23 protein-coding genes and 2 pseudogenes are annotated in these 24,340 nt (G+C 38.5%); 19 read left to right on the top strand and 6 right to left on the bottom strand.

What is annotated here, in order from left to right:
• Nucleotides 1–114: pseudogene (locus tag IEY48_RS18225) on the top strand (ISAs1-like element ISSpu13 family transposase); the annotation flags it as partial.
• On the opposite strand, the gene IEY48_RS18220 reads toward IEY48_RS18225, so the two are convergent.
• Nucleotides 102–272 carry a hypothetical protein gene (locus IEY48_RS18220; RefSeq protein ID WP_188922866.1) on the bottom strand — a complete coding sequence of 57 codons (171 nt, stop codon included), beginning with the start codon at nt 270–272 and terminating at the stop codon, nt 102–104. The pseudogene IEY48_RS18225 and the gene IEY48_RS18220 overlap by 13 nt on opposite strands.
• 65 nt (nt 273–337) lie before the next feature.
• Nucleotides 338–1,015 (bottom strand): helix-turn-helix transcriptional regulator, encoded by a 678-nt coding sequence (locus tag IEY48_RS18215; RefSeq protein ID WP_229786567.1) that lies wholly within the window; start codon nt 1,013–1,015, stop codon nt 338–340.
• 818 nt (nt 1,016–1,833) lie between these two features.
• Here IEY48_RS18215 and IEY48_RS18210 point away from each other — a divergent pair.
• The 16 genes from IEY48_RS18210 to IEY48_RS18135 all read left to right on the top strand — a co-directional run bounded on the left by IEY48_RS18210 (nt 1,834) and on the right by IEY48_RS18135 (nt 18,750).
• Entirely contained in the window at nt 1,834–2,268 is a 435-nt protein-coding gene (locus IEY48_RS18210; RefSeq protein WP_160056745.1) for a DUF2057 family protein, read from the top strand.
• Between the two features lie 120 nt (nt 2,269–2,388).
• Complete coding sequence (locus IEY48_RS18205) at nt 2,389–2,859, top strand: MerR family transcriptional regulator (RefSeq protein ID WP_160056747.1); 471 nt, start codon at nt 2,389–2,391, stop codon at nt 2,857–2,859.
• Nucleotides 2,859–5,105, top strand: a complete 2,247-nt coding sequence (locus tag IEY48_RS18200; protein ID WP_160056777.1) for a heavy metal translocating P-type ATPase — start codon at nt 2,859–2,861, stop codon at nt 5,103–5,105. Before IEY48_RS18205 ends, IEY48_RS18200 begins: the two co-directional genes overlap by 1 nt.
• Nucleotides 5,106–5,115: 10 nt before the next feature.
• Nucleotides 5,116–5,466 carry a cupredoxin domain-containing protein gene (locus IEY48_RS18195; protein ID WP_160056749.1) on the top strand — a complete coding sequence of 117 codons (351 nt, stop codon included), beginning with the start codon at nt 5,116–5,118 and terminating at the stop codon, nt 5,464–5,466.
• 211 nt (nt 5,467–5,677) lie between these two features.
• Nucleotides 5,678–6,043, top strand: coding sequence for a cation transporter (locus IEY48_RS18190; protein ID WP_160056751.1), 366 nt, complete (start codon nt 5,678–5,680; stop codon nt 6,041–6,043).
• 170 nt (nt 6,044–6,213) lie between these two features.
• Nucleotides 6,214–6,600, top strand: coding sequence for a hypothetical protein (locus tag IEY48_RS18185; RefSeq protein ID WP_160056753.1), 387 nt, complete (start codon nt 6,214–6,216; stop codon nt 6,598–6,600).
• A gap of 123 nt (nt 6,601–6,723) precedes the next feature.
• A complete protein-coding gene (locus IEY48_RS18180; protein WP_160056755.1) occupies nt 6,724–8,157 on the top strand; it encodes a TolC family protein in 1,434 nt (477 codons plus the stop codon).
• Nucleotides 8,154–9,692, top strand: a complete 1,539-nt coding sequence (locus tag IEY48_RS18175) for an efflux RND transporter periplasmic adaptor subunit (protein ID WP_160056757.1) — start codon at nt 8,154–8,156, stop codon at nt 9,690–9,692. The genes IEY48_RS18180 and IEY48_RS18175 overlap by 4 nt, the downstream gene beginning before the upstream one ends.
• 2 nt (nt 9,693–9,694) lie before the next feature.
• Entirely contained in the window at nt 9,695–12,823 is a 3,129-nt protein-coding gene (locus IEY48_RS18170; RefSeq protein ID WP_160056759.1) for an efflux RND transporter permease subunit, read from the top strand.
• A gap of 193 nt (nt 12,824–13,016) precedes the next feature.
• Nucleotides 13,017–13,391 (top strand): hypothetical protein, encoded by a 375-nt coding sequence (locus IEY48_RS18165; RefSeq protein WP_229785973.1) that lies wholly within the window; start codon nt 13,017–13,019, stop codon nt 13,389–13,391.
• A gap of 136 nt (nt 13,392–13,527) precedes the next feature.
• A complete protein-coding gene (locus IEY48_RS18160; protein WP_160056763.1) occupies nt 13,528–14,043 on the top strand; it encodes a DUF411 domain-containing protein in 516 nt (171 codons plus the stop codon).
• Nucleotides 14,040–16,058 carry a copper resistance system multicopper oxidase gene (locus IEY48_RS18155; RefSeq protein WP_160056765.1) on the top strand — a complete coding sequence of 673 codons (2,019 nt, stop codon included), beginning with the start codon at nt 14,040–14,042 and terminating at the stop codon, nt 16,056–16,058. Before IEY48_RS18160 ends, IEY48_RS18155 begins: the two co-directional genes overlap by 4 nt.
• A gap of 11 nt (nt 16,059–16,069) precedes the next feature.
• Nucleotides 16,070–16,783 (top strand): copper resistance protein B, encoded by a 714-nt coding sequence (locus IEY48_RS18150; protein WP_160056767.1) that lies wholly within the window; start codon nt 16,070–16,072, stop codon nt 16,781–16,783.
• 114 nt (nt 16,784–16,897) lie between these two features.
• Nucleotides 16,898–17,320: a copper resistance CopC family protein gene (locus IEY48_RS18145; RefSeq protein ID WP_160056769.1), complete on the top strand. Its 423-nt coding sequence runs from the start codon at nt 16,898–16,900 to the stop codon at nt 17,318–17,320.
• Between the two features lie 14 nt (nt 17,321–17,334).
• Nucleotides 17,335–18,231: a CopD family protein gene (locus IEY48_RS18140; protein WP_160056771.1), complete on the top strand. Its 897-nt coding sequence runs from the start codon at nt 17,335–17,337 to the stop codon at nt 18,229–18,231.
• Between the two features lie 75 nt (nt 18,232–18,306).
• Nucleotides 18,307–18,750 carry a YybH family protein gene (locus tag IEY48_RS18135; protein WP_160056779.1) on the top strand — a complete coding sequence of 148 codons (444 nt, stop codon included), beginning with the start codon at nt 18,307–18,309 and terminating at the stop codon, nt 18,748–18,750.
• Nucleotides 18,751–18,934: 184 nt separating this feature from the next.
• On the opposite strand, the gene IEY48_RS18130 is transcribed toward IEY48_RS18135, so the two are convergent.
• Entirely contained in the window at nt 18,935–19,480 is a 546-nt protein-coding gene (locus tag IEY48_RS18130; RefSeq protein WP_160056773.1) for a CueP family metal-binding protein, read from the bottom strand.
• A 435-nt stretch (nt 19,481–19,915) separates the two neighbouring features.
• Here IEY48_RS18130 and IEY48_RS18125 point away from each other — a divergent pair, with 435 nt between their 5' ends.
• Complete coding sequence (locus IEY48_RS18125) at nt 19,916–21,136, top strand: OprD family outer membrane porin (protein ID WP_160056775.1); 1,221 nt, start codon at nt 19,916–19,918, stop codon at nt 21,134–21,136.
• Between the two features lie 814 nt (nt 21,137–21,950).
• A complete protein-coding gene (locus IEY48_RS18120; RefSeq protein WP_160054376.1) occupies nt 21,951–22,217 on the top strand; it encodes a hypothetical protein in 267 nt (88 codons plus the stop codon).
• Between the two features lie 57 nt (nt 22,218–22,274).
• Here IEY48_RS18120 and IEY48_RS18115 read toward each other — a convergent pair whose 3' ends face one another.
• The 3 genes and pseudogenes from IEY48_RS18115 to IEY48_RS20670 form a co-directional block, all read right to left on the bottom strand.
• A complete protein-coding gene (locus tag IEY48_RS18115) occupies nt 22,275–23,690 on the bottom strand; it encodes a DEAD/DEAH box helicase (RefSeq protein WP_160054377.1) in 1,416 nt (471 codons plus the stop codon).
• The gene (locus IEY48_RS18110; protein WP_223419997.1) at nt 23,687–24,196 is read right to left on the bottom strand and encodes a VspR family transcription factor; all 510 of its coding nucleotides are present in this window, start codon (nt 24,194–24,196) and stop codon (nt 23,687–23,689) included. The genes IEY48_RS18115 and IEY48_RS18110 overlap by 4 nt, the downstream gene beginning before the upstream one ends.
• 32 nt (nt 24,197–24,228) lie before the next feature.
• Nucleotides 24,229–24,340: pseudogene (locus IEY48_RS20670) on the bottom strand (IS982 family transposase); the annotation flags it as partial.

The following is a 24,340-nucleotide window of genomic DNA, read 5'->3' as shown; positions in this document are numbered from 1 at the left end:
AATCTAGTGAAGCTACATCCCGCTAAAACAAGCCAAAATCAGAAATTCAATAGGGCTTGTTGGAGTGATGATTTCAGGGAAGATATTATTTTTGGCGCTGGTCAAAAAGTGTAATCAGCCCCTGCCAAAGAAAGTCCAACTAAAAAAAAGATGGGGTGTAAAATCAGACCATGAAAAATCGATATATCAGCAATGATGCCGTGTATTAAGCTTGCCAATACGATTATCAATGCAACGATGATTAAAATAGATCTGCTTAGTTTGAGTTTCATGAGAAATTCCTATTCAATGAGTTTGTACTAGAATAACCAACCACTCAACAGAAAACTTGAATAAACTAGCTAACTTTTTTGAAAAGAGTATGAGCTTGCCTTATTGTCATACCGAAGTTATTTCGAAATGTTCGACTTAAATGAGCACTATCTGAAAAACCAGCCAGATGAGCAGCATCTGTAGCAGAGTTACCATTAATTAACGCTTGAATAGCACAGATCATTCTTCGCCATAATAAATATGGTCGCCACGCAATACCTAACTCTATACTAAATAAATGAAGAAAACGACTTTCAGATAAAGCTAATTGGTTAGCGACTTCAGAAGCTCGCCAATTAGTAGGTTTGATACAATCGCCATATAGACACTGATCTAATTCAATTAACAATTGTTGAATGCGTCTATCTTCCACTGTGCTTTTATTAACAACTAAGAACTGTTTTGTAAGTTTTAATTCGTCAAATACAGGTGTTAAAAATTCAATAAAATCGTCTGTTTGAGACGGTTTATTAACTGATTCTGAAAAAGTTGTTCTAAATGACTTAAATGGTTGACCCATTAATTTAGTAACCAACTCCCGTCCCAAATTACTTTTCGGTTCAATAAGTAACACCCAACCTTCAACCATTTCCAGTTGATGATCAACTTTTGAATCGATTACCGTTACACCTGTTATCTTTCTTCCATTCAAATTACAACGCGAATCACTGAAGGGCCATATCACTTGTATTGCATGATGCATATGAGCGTCAGCATCTATGCTAGAGCCATATATTGTGACAACACCAGGGTTAATCCAAACGGTAGGTTTAATAATTAAATACTCCTTTGCCCATTCTACGTTTTACTAAAGCAGCTTTCTTTATTGCATAACATCATAACAGTTATTTCCATAAGCATTGTTAACACTATTCTCTCGGTGGCCCTGAGTTCTGTGCTCTCTGCAATATCCCTTGGGTATATCTAAATAGTACTGAGCACATATCCCGCCCAGGTCTGCATCTCACCAGTGTTATGTCAAGTAAGGATTCATTGAATAGTTTAATAGACCTAGGATTGTGACTTACATCATGGAATTTGATTCTAAAATTTGCTAACGTAGTCCACATGATTAAATTGAGTATAATAGCATGATTAAGATTTTGCTAAATTTAGCAGTTATATTGACATTAATAACACAGTTATTAGTGCCAAGTAATGCTATGTCTAGCGATATGTCTGAATCAAGTATGCAATCTAACTCTATGTCACATTCAGTTATGATGGACAATGATTGTGATGACGATAACTGTTGTGCCGAAGATTCAAGCCACTGTATTAGCCATTGCCATGTAGTCGCTAATGCATTTGTTTTGTTATCGGGCTCAAATTTAATTAACAATCTATTCACAAGTTCTAAAGTTGACTCGACTTTATGGATATCAACTCCGGCTTCGCTTGGAAGTCAAAATCCCCCTCCAATTGCTTAATTCTTTATTTTAATTAATCACTTACTATTAATTTATAAAGATTTTTGTTGCTCGTTTACTTATGAGCATCATAAAGCTTCTGGAGTTTCTTATGAAAAAATTTATCGCAATTACACTTTTATCTTTAGCTAGCACAGTTTCAATGGCTGCTACTATTACATTACCTGATTATCTTATTTTTACTTCCGTTGATGGCCAGTCTGTGGCTAATAAGGGACAGATTGACATTGAACCTGGTCAGCATTTGCTTGAACTTCAGTTTTATGATGTTTACTCAACGGGAGCAGATGACACTAATTTTGTAAAATCTGATGCATTATATTGGAGTTTGAATTTAACTAAGAACGAAGATATTCAGGTTAGAGCTAAGGATATTTTCACTACAAAATCTGCTCGCAAATTTATCGACTCCCCTCAGATCACAATAGACACGGCTAGCTTAAAAGGCGAATCAGTTAAGCTGGTTAACCATGCAGAGTTAATGTCTATCATTATGAAACAACACAGTAAAATGATGAATCATTAATTGGATTAATAGGGCGCTATCATAGCGCCCTATCAATACCTAATATACTTCTTGAGCTGTGTGTTACACACAGAGTTATAGTTGAACTATCGTAGTTATTTATGATGGTTTGGAGGTTGTATGAAAGTGGCTCAACTCGCTAATAAATTGGGTGTATCCGCTGATACTGTGCGTTTTTATACTCGAATTGGATTACTCAATCCAAGCAAATCTCCCAATAATGGTTATAAAACATTCAACCATAAAGATATGGTGAGGATGCAATTTATTTTGAGTGCTCGAAATTTAGGATTTTCTGTCGAAGATATTAAAGTTATTTTTTCTAAGACTGATCTTGGGGATAGTGCATGTCAACTTGTACGCGAATTAATTAAAGTAAAGCTGCTTGAAACTGAGCAACAGTTCAACGAAATGGTGCAATTAAGAAGTAAGCTTTCTAAGGCGATACAAGATTGGTCTCAAATGCCTGACAACATACCCACAGGAAACATGATTTGCCATTTAATAGAGAATACAAATCAAGAGGATATAGTTTCAGAAGAATTAGGAGTTCCCCATTATGTTGATAAAGCTTCAATGGAGATTAAGTGATGACTAAAACAGGCCATACTACAATACAACTCAATATCCTCGGCGCAGGTTGCGCGAGTTGTGTTGGCAAAATTGAAAAAGCGATTAACAGCGTGCAAGGCGTTGATTCGGCCGAAATGAACTTTGCCGACAGAACAGTACTTGTTTCGGGTAACGCATCTGCCGAGTTGATTATAAAAGCAGTAGAAAGCGCTGGTTATAATGCCACTCAAATACAGGCTGAGTCGGCAGAAGATGCCATGAACGAGAAAGAACAGGCTGATTTACAACATTATAAAAGTTTATTACGCCATACCATTATCGCCTTGTCCGTCGGTATCCCGTTGATGATTTATGGACTTTTTATTGGCGAAATGACGGTATCAACCCTATTAGAGCAAACTGTGTGGGGACTGGTCGGTGTGGTGACTCTGGCAATTATGCTTATATCAGGTAGGCATTTTTATATCGGCGCTTGGAAATCATTTTTAAACCATAATGCCAATATGGACACCCTCATTGCCTTAGGTACCGGTACTGCTTGGGTTTACTCGATGTTGATTGTTTCATTTCCACAATTGTTCCCCGAGATGGCAAGACATGTTTACTTTGAAGCGACCGCAATGATTATTGGTTTAATTAATCTTGGTTTAGCACTAGAAGTTAAAGCGCGCGGTAAAACCTCTGAAGCGATTAAGCGTCTCATTGGTTTGCAAGCTAAAACTGCTCGGGTTATCCGTGATGGGAAAGACCTCGACATCGATATTGCTCATGTATTACTTAATGATCATGTAAAAGTTCGCCCTGGCGAAAAAATTCCAGTCGATGGGGTGGTTTTTGAAGGTAACAGCACCATTGATGAATCAATGTTGACCGGTGAGCCAATGCCTGTTGAAAAAGTGATAGGTGACGATGTGGTCACTGGCACCTTGAATAAATCAGGCTCAATCATATTTAAAGCCACTCGTGTAGGTAAGGATACCGCACTGGCTCGCATTATTAGTATGGTCAAACGGGCGCAAAACTCTAAGCCGCCGATTGGGCGTTTAGCAGATGTCATAGCCACTTACTTTGTACCCGCTATTATGATCATCGCTATAGTCAGTGCCATGGTGTGGTTTAATTTTGGCCCTGAGCCGTCAAGTGTATTTGCCATCGTGTCTGCAACAACAATATTAATTATTGCTTGTCCTTGTGCGCTAGGTCTCGCAACGCCAATGTCAGTGATGGTTGGCGTTGGTAAGGCCGCTGAATCGGGGGTGCTTATTCGTAACGGTGAAGCATTGCAAACCGCGTCTAAAATAACCGCCATGATATTAGATAAAACCGGCACCATTACTGAAGGTAAACCGCAAGTTACAGATATTATTTTGGTTAATGCCGACAGTGAAGAGCAGGTACTTGCCTTGTCTGCTGGAATCGAAAGTCACTCCGAACATCCACTCGCGCAAGCTATTGTAGAAAGTGCGAATGATAGAGGTATAGAAGCCATTGACACTGAGCACTTCAATGCCATTTCAGGTAAAGGTGTAGAAGCTGAAATGGATGGCCAGACATTACTATTTGGTAATTTAAAACTGATGTTAGACAAACACATTGATATTGGCCTTCACGAAGCTAAGGCTCAAGTGTTAGCTGAAAATGCTAAAACACCAATGTATTTAGCGCTTGCAGGGCAATTACTGGCCATTATTGCGGTATCAGATCCGATAAAGCCTGATTCAATTGAAGCGATTGCGAGACTGAAACTCAATGGCATCAAAGTGATTATGTTAACCGGGGACAATAAAGCGACCGCAGCAGCAGTGGCTAAAAAAGTTGGTATTGATGATTTTTTCGCAGAAGTCATGCCAGAAGATAAAGCCAATAAAGTAGCTGAACTTCAGCAACAAAATGAAGTGGTTGGCATGACTGGCGATGGGATTAATGACGCCCCCGCATTAGCGTTAGCCGATGTTGGCTTTGCTATTGGAACAGGCACTGATGTGGCGATAGAAAGCGCTGATGTGACCTTAATGCGCGGATCACTTCATGGCTTAGCCGATGCGATAGCCATTAGTAAAGCAACGCTGCGCAACATTAAACAAAACTTGTTTGGCGCGTTTATATACAACGTCGCGGGTATTCCCTTAGCAGCAGGTGTGCTTTTTCCTGTTTTTGGTATTTTGCTAAATCCAGTGATTGCTGGCGCTGCGATGGCCTTTTCATCACTTACCGTAGTGAGTAACGCTAACCGTTTACGTTTGTTTAAAGCCAAGGAACACTAGGAGGCATAATATGTTAATTAATTTACTGTGTATCGCATTAATCGGTTTTATCATTTGGTGGTTTTGGCTATATAAACCGGCAAACGATTCTAGTGTTGACGCTAGTACATTGATACTGGTTAAAGACGGTGTGTATACGCCAGCACGAATTAAAATTTCGGCTAATACACCAACAGAGATAACCTTTTTACGCCAAGATAAATCCGGATGTTCAGCCACTGTCTTGCTACCCTACTTGGAGATTAGCCAAGATTTATCGCTTGATAAAACGACGACGATAGCCTTACCGGCACTGGAAAAAGGTGAGTATCCATTTCATTGCCAGATGCAAATGTATAAGGGTGTATTGATTGTTGAGTAAACACTAGATATCTATGCGTACTTTTCAATATTTTGGTATCAGTGATGAATATAATAGCAGTATTAAAATGAGCATTTTTAACTTTGCCATCAATATCTTGATTCTAACCTAAGCTGTTTACGGTCTAGGTTAGAAAATTGGCCATTTTATATTAATTACTTTTTATCTAAAACTTCAGAGAAATGATGAGTTAATGGTTAAGAGAGAGATTATGTGTGATTTTGAACATAGACCGGGCGTTAAAGAAGCGACTTTAGTTGTCAGAAACCTAAGATTAACTGGAGTTGATAATCAAAATTTAGAAACATTAAAGACTGATATAGTCAAATCGTTTGGCATAGATGACGTGACTTATAATGAAAAATCGGAAGTTATTTATCTAACCTATGATGCCAGCCATATCAATTTAGAAGGTATTGAAGCGGTTATCAGAAAGCATGGTGCTAATATTCATAACGATTGGTGGACTCATGTGAAGGAAAGTTACTACCAATTTGTGGATAAAAACATCAAAGATAATGCAAATCATCAACCACATAGTTGCCACAAACCCCCACCAGGATCCAAGATAAGTTAAGACAATTAGATGTTAATTTTTATCGTTACTGACTATCTTTTAGTTAGAGCTTTTGAAGTGTGATCTATGTCAAGTATCAGTGGTTTAAAGTGAAAAAACACTACAGTTAACTAGGATTATTTAGGCAAGTAGAGTTAAAATTAACACAATTAATAATGTTGGAGTCTGTCTTGAATCGTATGAGAATTATCACAGTGATGCTTATCTTGATGACATTTGTCAGTCAAGCTTTTGCGTCTGTGATTTTGCCATGCCCCTCTGATATGAATTCAATGTTAAGTAAATCAAATCCAGTGAATACCGCTGCGACTAACGCTTGCCATCACCAATTAACATCAGATGTTGATGCCGTTAAAACATCTACCGCTGACATTCCTGATTGTTGTGATAATCAATGTGATTGTCCGATAGGTACTTGCTTTTCAATTGCCCTTGAAATGAAAATTGTCCAATCAGTAACCATCTCAAGTTTGAGTAGTTTTATATCTGGTTTGACTCAAAATACAACTCCGCAATATAACTCTTCTTTATATCGTCCTCCAATATTTTCTTGTTAGATAGGAAAGGCTTGATCAATTTTTGATCGTCTTCCTGTTCATTTATCTTTTTTAAAATAAATTAACAAGATATTACCTTTTTTCGAATTCAATTCGAGCATTGGTAACTAATTTGGAGGCTTTATGTCTTTAATTTACAAGAAATTGGGTGAAATTTACACTCAATATATTCTAATCGTAGTGATGTCCTTTATTGGTATTAGCGCTGCGGTATATGCGGCAGAACCAGTACAGACATTATCACTGGAAGAAGCCGTTTATCTTTCTCAGACGAACGATCCTTGGTTAGTCAGTAATCAATTTCAACAAGATGCTATTAATTCTGAAAGCATAGCGGCAGGAACCTTACCAGATCCAAAAATCAGTGTTGGTTTAGCGAATTTGTCCATAAACACTTTTGATTTTGGACAAGAAGCAATGACTCAATTGAAAATTGGTGTCACTCAAATGTTTCCGCGAGGGGATAGCTTAAGTTTACGCCAACAGCAACTTGAGTTAACGGCGGAGCAATACCCATTTTTAAGACAAGATAGACGAGCTAAGTTAAGTGTCACCACCGCTCAAATTTGGTTTGATATATATAAAACGCAAGAGAGTATTGCACTGATTGAGCGTAATCGGAACTTATTCGAACAATTATCTGATGTCGCAAAAGCAGGATATTCATCTGCTCTTGGTAAATCTAATCAGCAGGACATCATTCGTGCTCAGTTAGAGGTGACCCGTCTCGAAGATAAGCTGACCGTCTTAGCTCAGGAAGAAAATATGCTTAAGCAGAAATTATCTGAATGGGTTGGTAAGGCATTCGTTGGTGAGTATAGAAGAGAGTATGAACAAGACTATGAGTTGTCATTTTCGACGTTTACCGTCCCAAATACACTTCCTCAAATTAAGCTAATTAATTCTAATTTATATCTAGATGAGGAAAAAAGCCCAAATTATCAACAATCTTTATATGAAGCATTTTCTGACCATCCACTTCTATTAGCTTTGGAACAAAGAATTGAATCAAGCCGGAAAGGTGTAGAGTTAACAAAGCAATTATATAAGCCTGAATGGGGGCTAAACGCTGGATATAGTTATCGAGGCGATGATCCTATGGGTAATTCTCGCGATGATTTGTTGTCAATAGGTGTGAGTTTTGATTTACCAATATTTACTTCTTCAAAGCAAGATAAGCAAGTTCAAGCCGCTATTTCTCAGTCAGAGTCAATTAAAACAGAAAAGTGGTTACTGCTTCGAAACATGATGGCGTCATACGGTACTGCGAAAGCGCAATTTCTTAAATTGGAACAACGTCAGAAACTCTATAACGATTTTTTATTACCTCAAATGCAAGATCAAGCAGATGCGTCACTAACGGCTTACACGAATGATAAGGGAGATTTCGCTGAAGTCGTTCGCTCCCTCATTGCTCAATTGAATACTCAATTAGATGCTTTGGCTATTAACGTTGATTTACAGAAACTTAAAGTTCAATTGAACTATTTTTTTACCCCCAATGTGGGTCCAGTTAGCATCTCACATAAATCTTATGTTGATGGAGAAGTAAAATGAACAACAATTTAAAAATGATCAGCATATTAGTTATCGGTATTCTTACTGGTATTAGTGCATCAATCTTATATACACCGAAGAATGAAATAGCTTCAGAGGACAGCGCAAAAGCTAAGCCATCATATTGGGTCGCACCTATGAATCCTAATTATCGTAGTGATAAACCAGGGAAATCACCAATGGGTATGGATCTTATACCTGTATACGAAGATGGCACCGATTCGACAGATTTTGGACCTGGTGCCGTTAAAATATCACCTGCAGTGATTAATAAACTTGGTATGCGGACATCCGTAGCAACGTTTGGCACACTACAAACAAGCATTAAAACAGTTGGATATGTTCAATATGATCAAGATCAACTTATTCATATTAATCCAAGAGTCGAAGGATGGATTGAAGAACTTTATGTAAAAGCTTCAGGTGATCCGGTTATTAAAGGGCAACCTATATATTCGATTTATTCTCCTGCTTTAGTTAATGCACAAGAAGAAATGTTATTAGCTTTAAATCGAAATGATCAGCGTTTGATTACAGCTTCTGAAGCTCGGTTGAAAGCATTATTAATACCAAGCGAGGAGATTAAAGCGCTACGAAAAAATAGAATAGTTAAACAAAATATTACGTTTTACGCTGATCAAAGTGGTGTTATTGATAATTTGAATGTAAGGGAGGGCTCGTTTGTAAAGCCGGGTATGACAATGTTTTCAATTGGTTCATTAACACAAGTATGGGTTGAAGCTGAAGTTTTTGAACGTCAAGCAAACATGGTTAAAGTTGGGCAAGAAGTTGAAATGAAATTAGATTATTTACCTGGTCAATCTTGGCAAGGAAAAGTCGATTATGTCTACCCCGCATTAGATAGTAAAACAAGAACGCTAAAAGTGAGATTGCGCTTCGATAATACCAATGCTGCATTAAAACCGAATATGTTTGCACAAGTGTCGATAAAAACACGAAGTGATGAGGATGTATTACTGCTACCAAGGGAAGCAGTGATTAGAACAGGAAACTCAGACCGAGTAGTACTTGCCCTCGGTGAAGGTAAATATAAATCTGTAGCAGTAACGTTAGGGCGATTCGATGATGATAAAATTCAAATAAAATCAGGCCTGTATGACGGAGATGTTGTTGTCTCGTCAGCACAATTCCTATTGGATTCTGAATCAAATAAAACCTCTGACCTTAAACGTATGAGAGCACCTGACGATGAGCAAGAAAATATTCAAGCCATCAGTCCAGAAACTGCTTGGGTAGAAGCAAAAGTAAATAGCTTAATGGCTGCACATCGAATGATTAATGTGGACCATCAAGCTATCAGTGAATGGGAATGGCCACAAATGACCATGGACTTTACTGTTGATGACAGTGTGGATTTCTCTGTATTTACCGTTGGTGCTGTGCTTCATATTGAATTAGAAAAAACATCAGACGGCTTGGTCAAAGTGGTAAATATACACAATCCCAAAGCTACTGATGATGTATCTAATACAACACATCAAGCAGATCATTCAGGAATGGAGATGGGAGAATAACCATGATTGAATCAATAATACGATGGTCTGTAGCAAACAGATTTTTTGTTTTGCTCGCCAGTGCAATTCTCGTCGGCGCGGGTTTATTTTCACTTAAAAATACCCCTATTGATGCTTTGCCTGATTTATCTGATGTTCAGGTAATTATTAAAACAAGTTATCCAGGTCAAGCCCCACAAGTAGTTGAAGATCAAGTCACTTACCCTTTAACTACGGCTATGTTGTCTGTGCCTGGTGCGGTAACGGTCAGGGGATTCTCTTTTTTTGGTGATTCATATGTCTATGTCATCTTTGATGAAGAAACCGATTTATATTGGGCTCGTAGTCGTGTGTTGGAATATCTTAGCCAAGTCGTTTCAACGTTACCTGATAATGCAAAGCCTCAATTAGGACCTGACGCAACAGGTGTGGGCTGGGTATATTTATATGCGCTCGTAGATAGAACAGGTAAACACGATATTAGTGAGTTACGCAGTCTACAGGACTGGTTTTTAAAGTATGAATTACAAACTGTCCCAGGGGTTTCTGAAGTGAGCGCTCTAGGGGGGATGGTTAAACAGTATCAGATTAAGGTTGACCCTGATAAGTTGCGTGCCTTTGGTATACCTTTAAATGCTATTCAAATGGCGATTAACCGTGGTAATCAAGAAATTGGTGCCTCTGTTGTCGAACTCTCAGAAGCTGAATATATGGTTCGTGCTACAGGATATCTTGAGAATAAAGAGGATATCGGCAATATCCCATTAGGCGTGAACAATAATGGCACCCCATTACTGCTAAAAGATGTTGCGGATATCGGGACTGGACCGCAAATGCGCCGAGGCGTCGTTGATCTAAACGGTGAAGGTGAGACGGTCGGTGGCATTATTGTGATGCGATTTGGTGAAAATGCCCAAAAGACAATTGATGGCGTTAAAGCTAAATTAGAGACATTAAAAAAGGGCCTTCCTGAGGGCGTGGAAGTTGTGACGGTTTATGACCGCAGTGGCTTAATTGAGAGAGCTGTATCAAACTTAGGGTTTAAACTGCTAGAGGAATTTTTAGTTGTTGCTTTAGTTTGTATGGTTTTTTTGGCGCATGTAAGATCATCACTTGTGGCGATTGTTAGCCTTCCAGTTGGTATTTTAACGGCATTTATTATTATGCACTTGCAGGGTTTGAATGCCAATATCATGTCTTTAGGCGGTATTGCAATTGCAATTGGTGCCATGGTCGATGGCGCCATTGTCATGATTGAAAATATGCATAAACATATGGAACGAACGCCATTGACGCCAGAAAACCGTTGGCAGGTTGTAGCTCGGTCTGCCAGCGAAGTTGGCCCTGCTTTATTTTTTAGTTTACTGATTATTACTGTTAGTTTTTTACCGGTATTTACCCTCGAAGCACAGGAGGGAAGGATGTTTTCACCGCTTGCGTTTACTAAAACGTACGCAATGGCTGTGTCATCAGCGTTAGCTATAACATTAGTTCCAGTGCTAATGGGTTACTTTATTCGCGGAAAAGTACTTCCTGAGCACAAAAACCCGGTTAATCGACTTTTAACAGCAGTATATGTGCCTGTGTTGAGAAAAGTACTGGCGTTTCCGAAGATAACGCTGTTATTTGCATTATTTGTGTTGTTGATTGGTGTGTGGCCACTAAATAAAATTGGTAGTGAATTTATGCCTCCATTAGATGAAGGTGATTTAATGTACATGCCGACAACTTACCCTGGTATTTCTATTGGTAAAGCACGCCAATTAGTGCAACAAATGGATAAGTTAATTTACACTGTGCCCGAAGTTAAAACTGTATTTGGTAAGGTTGGTCGAGCAGACTCCGCAACGGATCCTGCACCTCTGACAATGGTGGAGACGTTTATTCAACTTAAGCCCAAAAGCGAGTGGAGAGAAGGCCTGACTACAGAGAGTTTAAAACAAGAACTAGACTCATTAGTTAAGTTACCAGGTGTGACTAACGCATGGGTAATGCCAATTAAAACCCGAATAGATATGTTGGCGACAGGGATCAAAACACCTGTAGGCATTAAAATTGCTGGACCTAATCTCAAGGAAATTGAAAAAATTGGTAAACAGTTAGAAGAAATCCTTAAAGATGTTAAGGGGACTTCGTCAGTTTATGCTGAAAGAGTTGCAGGCGGACGTTATATTAAAGTTGATATCCAGCGTGAGAATGCTGCTCGATATGGTTTGAATATAGCGGATGTTCAACAGGTTGTGGCCACAGCGATTGGTGGTATGAGTATTTCACAAACCGTTGAAGGGTTAGAGCGATACCCCATTAACCTACGCTATCCTCAGGATTATCGCAATTCACCTGAAGCATTAGCTTTATTGCCTATAGTGACTCCGCAAGGTTTGAGAATTTCTTTGGGTGACGTTGCGGACGTTATTATTGAAAATGGACCTCCGGGTATCAAAAGTGAAAATGCTCGCCTTAATGGTTGGGCTTACATTGATATTGAGGATGTTGATATTGGTAGTTATGTTGATATAGCACAAAAAGTTGTGGATGATAAATTGATATTACCTGCCGGTTACTCTATTACTTGGGCTGGTCAATATGAGTATATGGAAAGAGCTAAAGCAAAGCTTACTTACGTAGTACCATTTACTTTATTTATTATCATTATTTTATTGTTCATGAATTTCCGCAATGTTGTTGAAGTTGGAATTATTGTGGGGACATTGCCTTTTGCCATGGTGGGCAGTATTTGGTTAATGTATTTACAAGGTTTCAATTTTTCAGTTGCAGTAGGAGTCGGTTTTATTGCATTGGCGGGTGTCGCTGTCGAAATCGGCGTCATTATGCTTGTTTATTTAAACCAAGCCTATAGAGAAGCGATTGATCATAGTTCACAGCAGCTAGAAAAATTTGATGAACTAAAGTTGACTCAATCTGTTATTCAAGGTGCAGGTATGCGCGTACGTCCTGTAATGATGACGGCAGCAGCAATCATAGCTGGATTATTGCCTATCCTTTATGGTACTGGAACCGGTTCCGAGGTGATGAGTAGGATTGCTGCACCAATGGTCGGCGGAATGGTTAGTGCAATCATACTGACACTATTAATTGTCCCCGTTGTATTCTTTTTATGGCGTCGTACTAAATTGATACATGAGGAATGATAATATTTAGTTGATTAGGATAACGATGCAGATAAAAATTTGCATCGTTATTTTATATTAGATTGATTTTTATCATATTTTTTATTTTAAAATGTTATTTTTATTTTCATTAAATTATGTTTTTCAAATAAATTTTCATTGCTAAATGCAGTATTTTTCACTACTATTATTTGATAATCATTGGAGATATATTTTGCGTAGAATCCACTTAATCATGATGTTTGTTTTACTGACGTTTGTCGGTCAAACTTTTGCGTCTGTGATTATGCCTGGTACTATGCCAATGAATTCAATGACGACTTCAAATATGCCTGCTGAAAATGGCAAAGCATGTCATGACGCTAGTATGCAAATGAACATGAACATGGATATGAGTGATGATGCGGATGATAGTTGCTGCGCCCAAGCGTGCCATTGTCCTGTCGGATCATGTTTATCAGTCGCTTTAACGATGGCGATGCCAACGCTTAAATCAGAAGTCAGCTTAGTTAATGCCGCAACAATGTTTACCTCAGCACTAATGCCTCAGTATCGTTCTTCTTTATACCGTCCTCCAATATTTGCCTAACATAGGCACAGTTACGCCTTTTTTTTGCTAGCTGTCCTAGCCAATCATGTAGTTTCAATTTTTTAACCTTTTGGTTAATAAACTGACATTAAACCGCGTTGTTTAATGTGACGAAATTTGATTTGGAGGCAATATTATGTCTGCTCTATATCGCAATTCTATTAGTTTTTTTCGTGTCATAGGTACTATTTTTATTCTGCAAACTATGGGAGGGATATTAATTGCCCGTGCAGCAGAGCCCGGCACTACGGAGCCATTACTCACCGTTTATAAAGATGCTAATTGCGGCTGTTGTGAGAAATGGCTAACGCATATTAGTGAGCGTGGATTTAGTGTTAGTGCCCACAATATTAACAACCTTTATGAGTTTAAACAGTCAAAGGGCATTCCTGCTTCAATGCAATCTTGCCATACCGCAGTGTCATCTCAAGGTTATGTGTTTGAAGGACATGTCCCTGCAAAATTGATTAGTCGTTTTTTAGCCACCCCTCCTAAAGATGCTATCGGCTTAACCGTACCCGCTATGCCAGTGGGCAGCCCTGGCATGGAATACCAAGATAAATTTATGCCATATCAAGTCTTACTGTTGAAAAAAGATGGCAGTAGTGAAGTTTACGCCCAAGTGAACTCTCTTGAGGAGTCTGTGCAATGAATTCGCAATACATGATAAAACCGATGATTCAAACGCCAGACAGTGACCCCAACCACAGCCGACGCCGGTTTGTATTTGGTGCATCCGCCATGTTGGCATTGATGTCGATCCCTTACCCTAAAAATGCCATTGCCAATGCGTTAAGCCAATCGTTGAGCCAGCTCTCTGGCAAAGTGTTTGACTTATCAATTGACTATAAAATGGTTAACTTTACCGGAAAATCTGCTCGGGCCACTGTGGTCAACCAACTACTGCCCGCGCCGTTATTACGTTGGAAAGAAGGTGAAACTGTCACTTTAAGAGTAAAAAATAATCTCGACCATGATAGTTCTATTCACTGGCACGGTATTATTTTACCCACTGAAATGGACGGTGTGCCTGGCTTTAGCTTTGATGGTATTAAACCAGGTGAAACATTTGAGTATCAATTTACCGTCCAGCAAAGTGGCACATATTGGTATCACAGTCATTCAGGCTATCAAGAACAAACCGGTTTATTCGGCGCTATTGTGATTGATCCTGCGACCCCCGATCCGGTCATATATGATCGTGACTATGTGATCATGCTGTCTGATTGGTCTGACGAAGCCCCTGAAAACATTTATGCCAAATTAAAGAAACAAGCCGATTACTATAATTACCGTGAGCGTACGGTAATGGATTTTTTCTCTGACGTAGATAAAAATGGTTTAGCCAATACGTGGAACGCTCGTTCGATGTGGAATAACGCGCGCATGAGTGACAGAGACATATCTGATGTTACGGGTTCAACTTACACCTATTTAATGAATGGCAATCCTCCGCAACAGGGCTGGCAAGGGTTGTTTGAACTAGGTGATAAAGTGCGCTTACGCTTTATAAATAGTTCTGCGATGACCATATTTGATGTGCGTATACCGGGTCTTAAAATGACTGTTGTTGCCAGTGATGGTCAGAACATTCAACCGGTGTCTGTGGATGAATTTCGAATAGGTGTTGCTGAAACCTATGATGTGGTTATTGAGCCAGAGGTTGATAATGCCTATTGTATTTTTGCTCAGAGTATCGACCGCACCGGTTTTACGGTAGGTAACCTTACCTCAGATCCCAGTTTACATTCTCCTATTCCCCCAATGGATCCAAGGCCTGTCCTTGGCCACAGTGATATGGGTATGGACATGAGTGACATGGATATGTCAGGCATGGACCACAGCAAGATGGCTATGGGCGGCGGCGATATGTCAGGCATGGACCACAGCAAGATGGCTATGGGCGGCGGCGATATGTCAGGCATGGACCACAGCAAGATGGCTATGGGCGGCGGTGATATGTCAAGCATGGATCACAGCAAGATGGCTATGGGCGGCGGTGATATGTCAGGCATGGATCACAGCAAGATGGCTATGGGTGGCGGTGATATGTCAGGGATGGAACACAGCAAAATGGCAATGGACGCTGCGAAAGCGACAGTCTCAGGACTAGGGCTTGCAGGCTTTGGCAGTAACAATGAAATTAAACACATTGACACCGAGTTCGGCCCACAAGTGGATATGCGTGCCGATGCCCCAAAAAGTGGCTTACACGACCCCGGGATTGGATTGCGTGACCATCAACAGCAATTTAACCGCAAAGTATTAACTTATGGCGACATTAAAGGCTTACATCCTACCTACGACACACGCCAACCTAGCCGCGAAATTCAACTGCATTTAACCGGCAATATGAACCGCTATATGTGGTCTGTGAATGGGGTGAAATTTATGGACGCCGCGCCATTAGAGTTTGAATACGGAGAAAGACTGCGGATCACCTTAGTGAACGACACGATGATGACTCACCCTATGCATTTGCATGGTATGTGGAGTGAGTTAGAAACAGGCGACCCTGATTTTATTCCCCGTAAGCACACTGTATTAGTTCAGCCGGGTTCTAAGATCAGTTACTTAGTCACCGCCGATGCAAAAGGGCAATGGGCATATCATTGCCACTTGTTATTCCACATGCCAGGCATGTTCAGAAAAGTCGTGGTGAAATAAGGGGAATACAGATGAATAAAACGAATTTAATGGCCTTGGGACTGTTGAGTCTGAGCGCCACATTGACTAGCTCAGCTGTGTTTGCCGGCGGTAATGATGACCCTCTATTAACAAAAGTCATGCTGGATCAATTTGAAAAAGGCGTGGATCCGCAAGATCCCACCCAGTTTAGTGCACAAGCCTGGTTAGGTTACGATTTGAATAAGTTGTGGCTTAAAACTGAAGGTGAATATTCAAATAGTGATAAGCAAGATCTTGAAATTCAGGCTCTTTACAGTAAGCCCATCGCACCATACTGGGATGTACAATTCGGTATTAAAACCGATATCAAACCGACGCCGACTCGTAATTGGGCTGTGATTGGGGTTCAAGGGTTAGCGCCATATTTCTTTGATATTGACGCGGCCTTATTTATAGGTGACCAAGGCCGTACGGCTATGCGCTTGAGTGCGGAATATGAACTCTTAATCACTCAAAAGTTGATACTCACACCTGAAGTAGAAGTTAATTTATTTGGTAAGGACGATGCTGAACTTGGAATAGGCTCTGGCTTATCTGACGTCAGTGCAGGGCTGCGATTGAGATACGAGATTGTTAGAGAGTTCGCACCCTATATCGGTGTGGATTGGCGTCAGAAACTCGGTAATACCGCCGAATACAGCCGAAATGAAGGGGAAGATACACAAGAAACCCAGTTTGTTATTGGTTTTAGAGCGTGGTTCTAAGACCTCGTTCGTACACTGAGTTATAAGCTTGGTGCCAATATGTTAGCTCAGCCAATATTTAATCATTTATGTAAACCGTTTTCGATCGTTAAAAACAATATAAAAGGAAATATCATGAAATTATTTAACAACGTTTTAGTCGTAACAAGTCTATTCTTGAGTGCTTCAGCATTTGCTCATGTCGGACTGAGCAGTTCTATGCCCGCTAACGGTGCCATGCTAAGTCAAGCCCCAACAACGCTTGAACTGACCTTTACGGCTCCGGTACGTTTGGTCAAATTAACAATGCAAGATGAGAAGCAGCAAAGCGTACCGTTAACATTACCTTCAAGTGCGGCCAGTCAAGCTGAATTTTCATTCGCCCTACCAGCATTAAACGCAGCTAATTACACAGTTAACTGGATGATCATGGGTGACGACGGTCATAAGATGAAAGGCAACATGAGCTTTATGCTACATAACTCTGGTATGAACACTCGCAGTGCAACGCCTATGACAATGGAGCATGAGACTAGCGAGCACACTGCACATCAATAAGTGGATGAGTAAACATGATATTAACCGTGTTTGACATATCGGTGTTGATATCTAAATGGGTTATTTATCTTAGTGTTGCCGCCGTTATTGGCGGCACATTGATGCAATATCTCATTAAGGGCCAACCGAACCTAGGCATTAGCGTTACAAAATATACCGGCCTAGGTGCTGTTTTGGGGTTGATTGCCGTTAGTATCAATTATTTTGCGCAAATAGGGGCTTTTGCTGAAAACGGCTTGATGGGAATGTTCGATGCGCAGATGCATGCTTTTCTGTGGCCAACCCAGGTAGGGCAAACTGTGCTTTGGCGCTTAATCGGTTTTGGGTTAATGCTAGTGGCTAGTGGTTTACTGTTACATAAGAACCGCTATCTCAAAACGTTTTCTGCGGTATTAGCCATTATCAGCAGTCTGTTAATTGCTGTCACGTTTACTCTTATTGGCCATAGCACTGAACTGGGATTGCTTGCTCAAGGCTTGATATTGATACACGTTTTGATCATTGGCAGTTGGATAGGCGCTTTTTATCCATTATGGAAATTATGTAGCACCGATGACAACATCGTCATAAAGAATGTCATGGATACATTTGGTCGTTTAGGCATAGTGATTGTCATTCTAGTGTTGCTTTCAGGCATGGGAATGGTGTGGATGTTGTTTGATAGCCCCACTGAATTATTCAGTTCCGATTATGGTATCGCGGTCACCATCAAGCTCTGTTTGGTGGCTATCATTTTGCTTATAGCAGCATGGCATAAATTGGTTTTAGTACCGAAATTAACGATTGCGCCTCCATCATTTGCAAAACAAAAACTACAAAAATCGATTGGATTAGAAGCATTAATAGCAGTACTGATATTAGCGACAACAGCGGTACTTTCGAGCGTGCTTGGTCCTATGAGTCTTGGATAATCACTATAAATTGACAGAGAGATAAAAATGAAAAATAGACCTTTAACAATACTCATAACCACCGGGATATTACTGATGTCCGCAGGACAAAGCTCATTGAGCTTTGCCCATGGTGATGAAACTCACCCTATAGAACAAAAAGCGTTTATCGGTGTTGATTCCGCCGCGGGCAATGTCGTCAAACAATTTCATGCTGCATTACAAACGGGCAATGAGGTTATTGTTAGGCAGTTATTAGCAGCCAATGTTCAAATTTATGAAGGTGGAAAAGTAGAGCGTTCACTTACAGATTATGCCAATCATCATATGCTTGCGGATATGGCCTACTTAAAAGGGTTAACCATAACGCCAAAAGAACACCAAATAACGATTACGGGTGACGTTGCCATTTCAACGTCAATAAGTCACGCCCAAGGTGAATATAAGGGTAAAAGTATTGACTCGATGGCCATGGAAACGCTTGTGTTAATTAAACAAGTGGATGGTAGTTGGAAAATAACCCACGTGCACTGGTCGTAACTAATAACAATTTCATCAACCAGATAAAGGATTATCTTGAGTTCCTTTGTAGGTGCTCCCAAGAAAACCACAAAGACTCAGGTCATGTTAATGCATGATATTTTATGGAAAAGGATTTCCATTTTTTATATAAAAAGACCGGAATAATTCCAGTCCTTTTACAAGCCATATTTAAATATTAACTTTAAATAAGTTTCATAGTTGTAATGCAAGTTCTATCGTTATTGAAAGTAGACAATACTTCTCTCGCCACTCTTTTGCTTCCGTCTTTTGGTTCATAGTAAATATTAAATGCTAAATTGCTATCTTTTGGAACCCAAAAGTCTATAAATCCATCACTTTGTGTCGTCATTTTTTTGTCTATTAATGTTTCACCTGTGTCAGTATCAATCATGACAACTTTCATTGTTTGATTTTTTATCTCACCGGTACAACCTGTTAAAACATGATTGGTACATGGGTGAGAACTATTAATGTAAGGAGCTATTGAAAGAAAGAATTGATCTTTTGGTATAGCTACAGAACTACTTTTTCCATCTGCGAAAGTTGCAACTATTTTGTTGGGTAGAACTTTTATCATTATCCCATCATTATTTTTGTATAGTGTATGAGCTGTCGTGACAGCACTTTTGTAATCTAACTTTTTGAATGATTCAGAATCTATCGTTGTAGCATATGATTGACTTGAAAATGCAACTATAAGTGCTAATAGAATGTGTTTTTTAATCATGGTCTGAGTTTTCCTATATAGTGTATAAAATATTTTTATTTAAACGTGCCTCGCTTATTTTTATTGTAACGTTTGTGGTTTTATATATATTGATCTAATTAACATTATTGATGTCGGCCTGATATTTTTGGTCGTTTGTTTTTTTGTTTTTTAAATATATGCTTTAACGCTCTATTCTCCTAGGTTTTTAACTCAGGTTTTAAACTTGCGTCTTTTTTAATTTTTCTACCTAAGTTTTTAACTTGGGTTTTAAACCTATGTCTTATTTTAAATTAATATTTATGTCGGTTTGATATTTTTTGTTGTGAAATAGATCACTGTTAAAAATGCTCTAGTTTGTATTATCGATTGGGTTTGTAATTTATTTGTTTATCTTTGGTTTTAGTTTTACTTAATATGGTTTCTTATTTGTAACTTAACGTTAATAAGGTTTATATGTTTAAATATAATAAATATGTTTTGGTGCTATTAGCAATGAGTAATAATGCATTCTCTAATGGTGATATTGAAAGTTTTTCTGAATGGATACACAATGGTAATGTTGGAGGTACAGCGAAATCGTACTATTTCGAACAAGATTTTGACGATTCAAATGCAGAGAATAGCTCGATTTGGGTGAATGGTGGTAATGTTACTTTTAATACATCAGAGTTTAATGGGTTTAAATTGGGAGGAGAAGTACAGGGATCATACGTTAGTAACATCAATGATGATGATGATAGAACTGCGGGCAGTATAAACGCACAAGGTCTTGTATTATCGGAAGCTTTTTTGAGGTATCAGTTTGGTGATACGGTGTTTTCTGGAGGTAGGCAACACTTTTCATCACCCTTGATCGCTAACTCAGGTTCAAGATTAATAAAAGAGTCTTTTGAAATGTATCAGGTATCTTCAAGTCATTTTGAGGATACTGATATTTCGATTGGTTATGTGACTAAATATCAGACTCGAACAGATAAATCATTTTATGTTGATAATGAATTTGTTGATTTTGATTATAATGGTTCTGGTTCCCCTGGCGACTTTTATAAAATAGGCAATGATGGCGTCTTTTTCGCACAAGTTAATAAACGGATAGCTAAAAAAGTTAAAATTAACTCACAGTACGCAAATGTAATAAATGAAGTCCAAGCTCTCTATGCGGATGTAGAATATACATTGCCAACTAACTTTAACAGTTATATTGCAATGCAATATTACAAAACTAAGTGGGATAAAAATGAGCTAGTCGATAATGATCTTTTGGGCTTTAAAATAGGTTTCAGTCAGGGAGGAGTAGATTTTTTCGCTGGTTATACATTAGCTGGAGGAAATGAAGGAGAAAATAGAGTTTTTAGAGGCATAGGTCAAGGAGCTTATTATCAGTTTACTGCCACTACTAAAACTGCGGGTGTTGCTGCATTTGAAGCGGGCACAAATTCGTATCAACTGGGGTTAGGTTCTACTATCTCTAATGTTAAAGGTAAATTATTTTATACATCTTTTGACAATCCCATAGTTGGAAAAGATTTAAATGAATGGACGGTTAACCTTGCATATCAATTGGATGGTAAACTCGAAAATTTCGGTATATCAATTGATTTTTCAATATTGGATTATGAAAACAATCAAAAAGACGCTACAGATTTAAGAACGAAATTCACTTACAGCTTTTAAAAATTGTAAATGCTTTTGACAAATGTTAATTCCCTAATAATTATATTGTAATTGTAAATTCAGGTCGTGTTAATGTGCTTGGGTTTACAATTTTACATGAAAAATATGTCTAGATGATTAAAGTTGAAAAACTTGTTATTTGATAACTTATCAATATCTACGTTTACAAAAAAATTCATCTTGAATGTATTTTAGAACCAGGGGGTACAAACATAAGGGTGTTTTATGATTTTTTTTAGATCACTAACAGTAGTGGCTAAAAAATATCAGCTGCTACTTTATAAGACAGCTTTAGAGAAATAGCTAAATATAATGTGACCAAGTCCGCTAATTACTACTTTCATACACGTAGTGTTCTCTATAATCTTTAAGGTAAATATCATTGTTCCTCAAATAAGTCCCGTAGTTATGGACAATGTAATTTGAGAACAGTGTTTGATTTTGATTATTTGAAGCTTTGATGTCGGTTCTAATATTTTGCATGCCAGATCGCCTATTAATACTGATGTACATTAGAAAGCGTGTTTGAAGATGAATCAAAAATAAACTCAAAAACGGTATTGAAAGTGCATTTATTTATCGTAGTTTTTTTCCAATGATGGGATTAAAGAGTACTCATATCGGACGATTACTTGTTAGCGCAATAAATGTGCAATTCTCAAAAGATTACAGCCATACATAAATATTTACCTCCATCTTCCTAATTTAAAAGCATGCAAAGCCATCCCTCATCATTAAAAGTATTGAGACCCTCTTGATTCTGTAATTTATTCAAGGTATTTTGATTATGTAACAAAACCAAGGTGGAGTTTACATGTCTGAAGAAAAAGCTGAGCACAAGGTAAAACATGGCGGATTTCGAACTGGTGCAGGTCGAAAAACTAAATACGAAAAAACAGTCGTGATGCGGGTTCCTGAAAAATACAAAGACGCTATAAAAAGTTTAATTAAACATTTAGATGATTGTGAAATGATAGATAAAAACTACTCAGGAGTGAAGTCCGAACCTATTTTTATTCGATCTCTTCAGGACAAACCACAAAAAATAACTTTTATTGTTAATCCAGTTTCAAAATCTTGATTAAGTAACGATATCAAGTTGTATAATGATAAATAATCTAGATTGAAGTAAGTAAAGTTACTTCAACTCTCCTAACCCTAACCCTAGGCCTATGGTTTCTTGTTTGAAGCGACCGAATATATTCATCACTTGGTCATATGAAGTTGATAAAAAATCTTCATCGAACAAGCTATCAATGTTTTCATTGAAATCATTTAGTTTAATTTCATTACCGGCCAAATCAATACTTGGCCCTTTCAACGAAATTGTTTTGTTTTGACTATTAGTCTCATCGCCGACGAGCAGTGATTGCATTGTTTCAAATTTTACAACATCAGCCTCAACAGGCACGTCATGTCTAACTCTATAAGCATACTCTAGTAACTTGGGTTCCGCTGGCATATAAAGAATTGCTTCTTGATTAGTAGTGTCTGTAACTCTAAGAATTCGTCCTAGTGTTTGCCTAAAATACATTTCAGTTTTTATGTTTGAGAGATAACAACACACTTGTAGGCGAGGGATATTAGTTCCCTCACTAATCATTCCAACAGAAATAATCCACTTGGATTCTGAATGTCTGAATCGCTGAATAATGGCTGTCGGGTCATTTTCCTTATAGGTAGCTACAACCGCTTCTTCTTCAAGCCATTTTTTTACAAATGTTGAAATTCTATTGGCCTGTTCTATCGATGACGCTACGATTAAGCCAGCGGCATTAGAGTTTTCAAGTCTTATAAAATCTAGCTTTTTACTAGCCGAAGTGATGATATGTTTTATTACATCCTCATTTTCGATTACGTCCTGGTATGCAACTTGGGAGTTAGACAGTAGGTCATCAAAGCTTTCGAAAACGACGGTTTCATTACTTTCTATTACTGAAATATGATTGTTATCAATAGCGATTATCTGAGGTACGCGACAAACACCGTCTAAAATGGCCTCATGAAGCCCATAGACGTAATCACATGAGATTTCACCATCTGGTGAGGCGTAGCTAGCAAAAACGATAGGGGCCGTATCTGAGCGCCAAGGCGTGCCGGTTAATGCCATGGTGAATCGAGCTTTGTTCTGAATGTTCAGAATTATATGCTCTCCCCATGAATTCGCATTATCGACAGTAGATCCTGCACAATGATGGATTTCATCGAAAATAACGAATACTCGATATTTTTCAAATAGCTCCCAAAAAGCACCATCTAAGTACTGCAAATGTTGATAAGTATAAGCTCTGCCCTTTGAACCAATTAGCCCGTCAAAACGTTCATTCGATCTTAATTGTAAGCACTCAGCAAAATCCATGGAAACTATCGAAGATGGGGAAAAACAAAAGATTAAATCAACAAGGTCATTCTTCAATAGATGGTTTGATAAAACAGAGGCCATCAGAGTCTTTCCTGAGCCAGGCGTCGCTAAAACCAAGAAATGAGACTGTCCATTAAGGTATTGTTTTAATGACGAATCTATACATGCATTTTGCCAACGTCTAAGTCTCATATATTTCTCTGTTCGATGATCGCTTCAATGGCCTTGATTTTCCCCAACAATTTAGTGCTATTTTCCCTCGCTAAATTGTACTTGGGTTGTAACTCTTCAGCTAAATCAGGCAGCTCTAAGTATATCTCTTTATATGCCTCTGATTCACCTAAGCTCAATAATAGTTCTGATTTATAGTAGTTTAGTTTTGCGCTCAATTTCTTATGTTTATCAATGCCTTCAATATCAGAAATAGGTAATAAAGCCATAGGCTTAACAGGAAGGTTTGTGGCATCAAAATGAACTGTTTTTTTGAATCTAGTCTGTCCCTTTTGCTTTTGTATATTCCTCTCTAACCAGCCTTTTTTTACTAACTTCATTAATTCTGCATAAATCATTCTTCTGATCTCTGCGCTATCCAAAGAGGGATCTTTTTTTAATGCAAAATATGCAGAGCGGACATCACTTGTTGTGAACTTATCAAAGTTTTCTGCTTTAATGATTTGAGCTACGAATGGGTCTAACATCAAAAACAGATCCTAATAAACCTCAGATCTGGTTAAGCAAACACGATATTAGTGCTATCTAACAGCTCAAGTTCTTGAGCTGTTAGATTTAATGATGGCTTCTCGTCTTTTAAACAATATGCAATCAATCCACCAAGTAGATTA

This window comes from Shewanella saliphila (assembly GCF_014648295.1).
GTDB classification, from domain to species: domain Bacteria; phylum Pseudomonadota; class Gammaproteobacteria; order Enterobacterales; family Shewanellaceae; genus Shewanella; species Shewanella saliphila.
This window is presented reverse-complemented; position numbering and strand designations above follow the sequence as displayed.

Coding starts and splice junctions, on each gene's coding strand:
- IEY48_RS18135 (WP_160056779.1), top strand. CDS start 18,307: ATGTCCGCAGGACAAAGCTCATTGAGCTTTGCCCATGGTGATGAAACT.
- IEY48_RS18125 (WP_160056775.1), top strand. CDS start 19,916: ATGTTTAAATATAATAAATATGTTTTGGTGCTATTAGCAATGAGTAAT.
- IEY48_RS18190 (WP_160056751.1), top strand. CDS start 5,678: ATGTGTGATTTTGAACATAGACCGGGCGTTAAAGAAGCGACTTTAGTT.
- IEY48_RS18215 (WP_229786567.1), bottom strand. CDS start 1,015: ATGCATCATGCAATACAAGTGATATGGCCCTTCAGTGATTCGCGTTGT.
- IEY48_RS18140 (WP_160056771.1), top strand. CDS start 17,335: ATGATATTAACCGTGTTTGACATATCGGTGTTGATATCTAAATGGGTT.
- IEY48_RS18110 (WP_223419997.1), bottom strand. CDS start 24,196: ATGTTAGACCCATTCGTAGCTCAAATCATTAAAGCAGAAAACTTTGAT.
- IEY48_RS18120 (WP_160054376.1), top strand. CDS start 21,951: ATGTCTGAAGAAAAAGCTGAGCACAAGGTAAAACATGGCGGATTTCGA.
- IEY48_RS18205 (WP_160056747.1), top strand. CDS start 2,389: ATGAAAGTGGCTCAACTCGCTAATAAATTGGGTGTATCCGCTGATACT.
- IEY48_RS18160 (WP_160056763.1), top strand. CDS start 13,528: ATGTCTGCTCTATATCGCAATTCTATTAGTTTTTTTCGTGTCATAGGT.
- IEY48_RS18200 (WP_160056777.1), top strand. CDS start 2,859: ATGACTAAAACAGGCCATACTACAATACAACTCAATATCCTCGGCGCA.
- IEY48_RS18175 (WP_160056757.1), top strand. CDS start 8,154: ATGAACAACAATTTAAAAATGATCAGCATATTAGTTATCGGTATTCTT.
- IEY48_RS18130 (WP_160056773.1), bottom strand. CDS start 19,480: ATGATTAAAAAACACATTCTATTAGCACTTATAGTTGCATTTTCAAGT.
- IEY48_RS18145 (WP_160056769.1), top strand. CDS start 16,898: ATGAAATTATTTAACAACGTTTTAGTCGTAACAAGTCTATTCTTGAGT.
- IEY48_RS18220 (WP_188922866.1), bottom strand. CDS start 272: ATGAAACTCAAACTAAGCAGATCTATTTTAATCATCGTTGCATTGATA.
- IEY48_RS18155 (WP_160056765.1), top strand. CDS start 14,040: ATGAATTCGCAATACATGATAAAACCGATGATTCAAACGCCAGACAGT.
- IEY48_RS18170 (WP_160056759.1), top strand. CDS start 9,695: ATGATTGAATCAATAATACGATGGTCTGTAGCAAACAGATTTTTTGTT.
- IEY48_RS18115 (WP_160054377.1), bottom strand. CDS start 23,690: ATGAGACTTAGACGTTGGCAAAATGCATGTATAGATTCGTCATTAAAA.
- IEY48_RS18150 (WP_160056767.1), top strand. CDS start 16,070: ATGAATAAAACGAATTTAATGGCCTTGGGACTGTTGAGTCTGAGCGCC.
- IEY48_RS18195 (WP_160056749.1), top strand. CDS start 5,116: ATGTTAATTAATTTACTGTGTATCGCATTAATCGGTTTTATCATTTGG.
- IEY48_RS18180 (WP_160056755.1), top strand. CDS start 6,724: ATGTCTTTAATTTACAAGAAATTGGGTGAAATTTACACTCAATATATT.
- IEY48_RS18210 (WP_160056745.1), top strand. CDS start 1,834: ATGAAAAAATTTATCGCAATTACACTTTTATCTTTAGCTAGCACAGTT.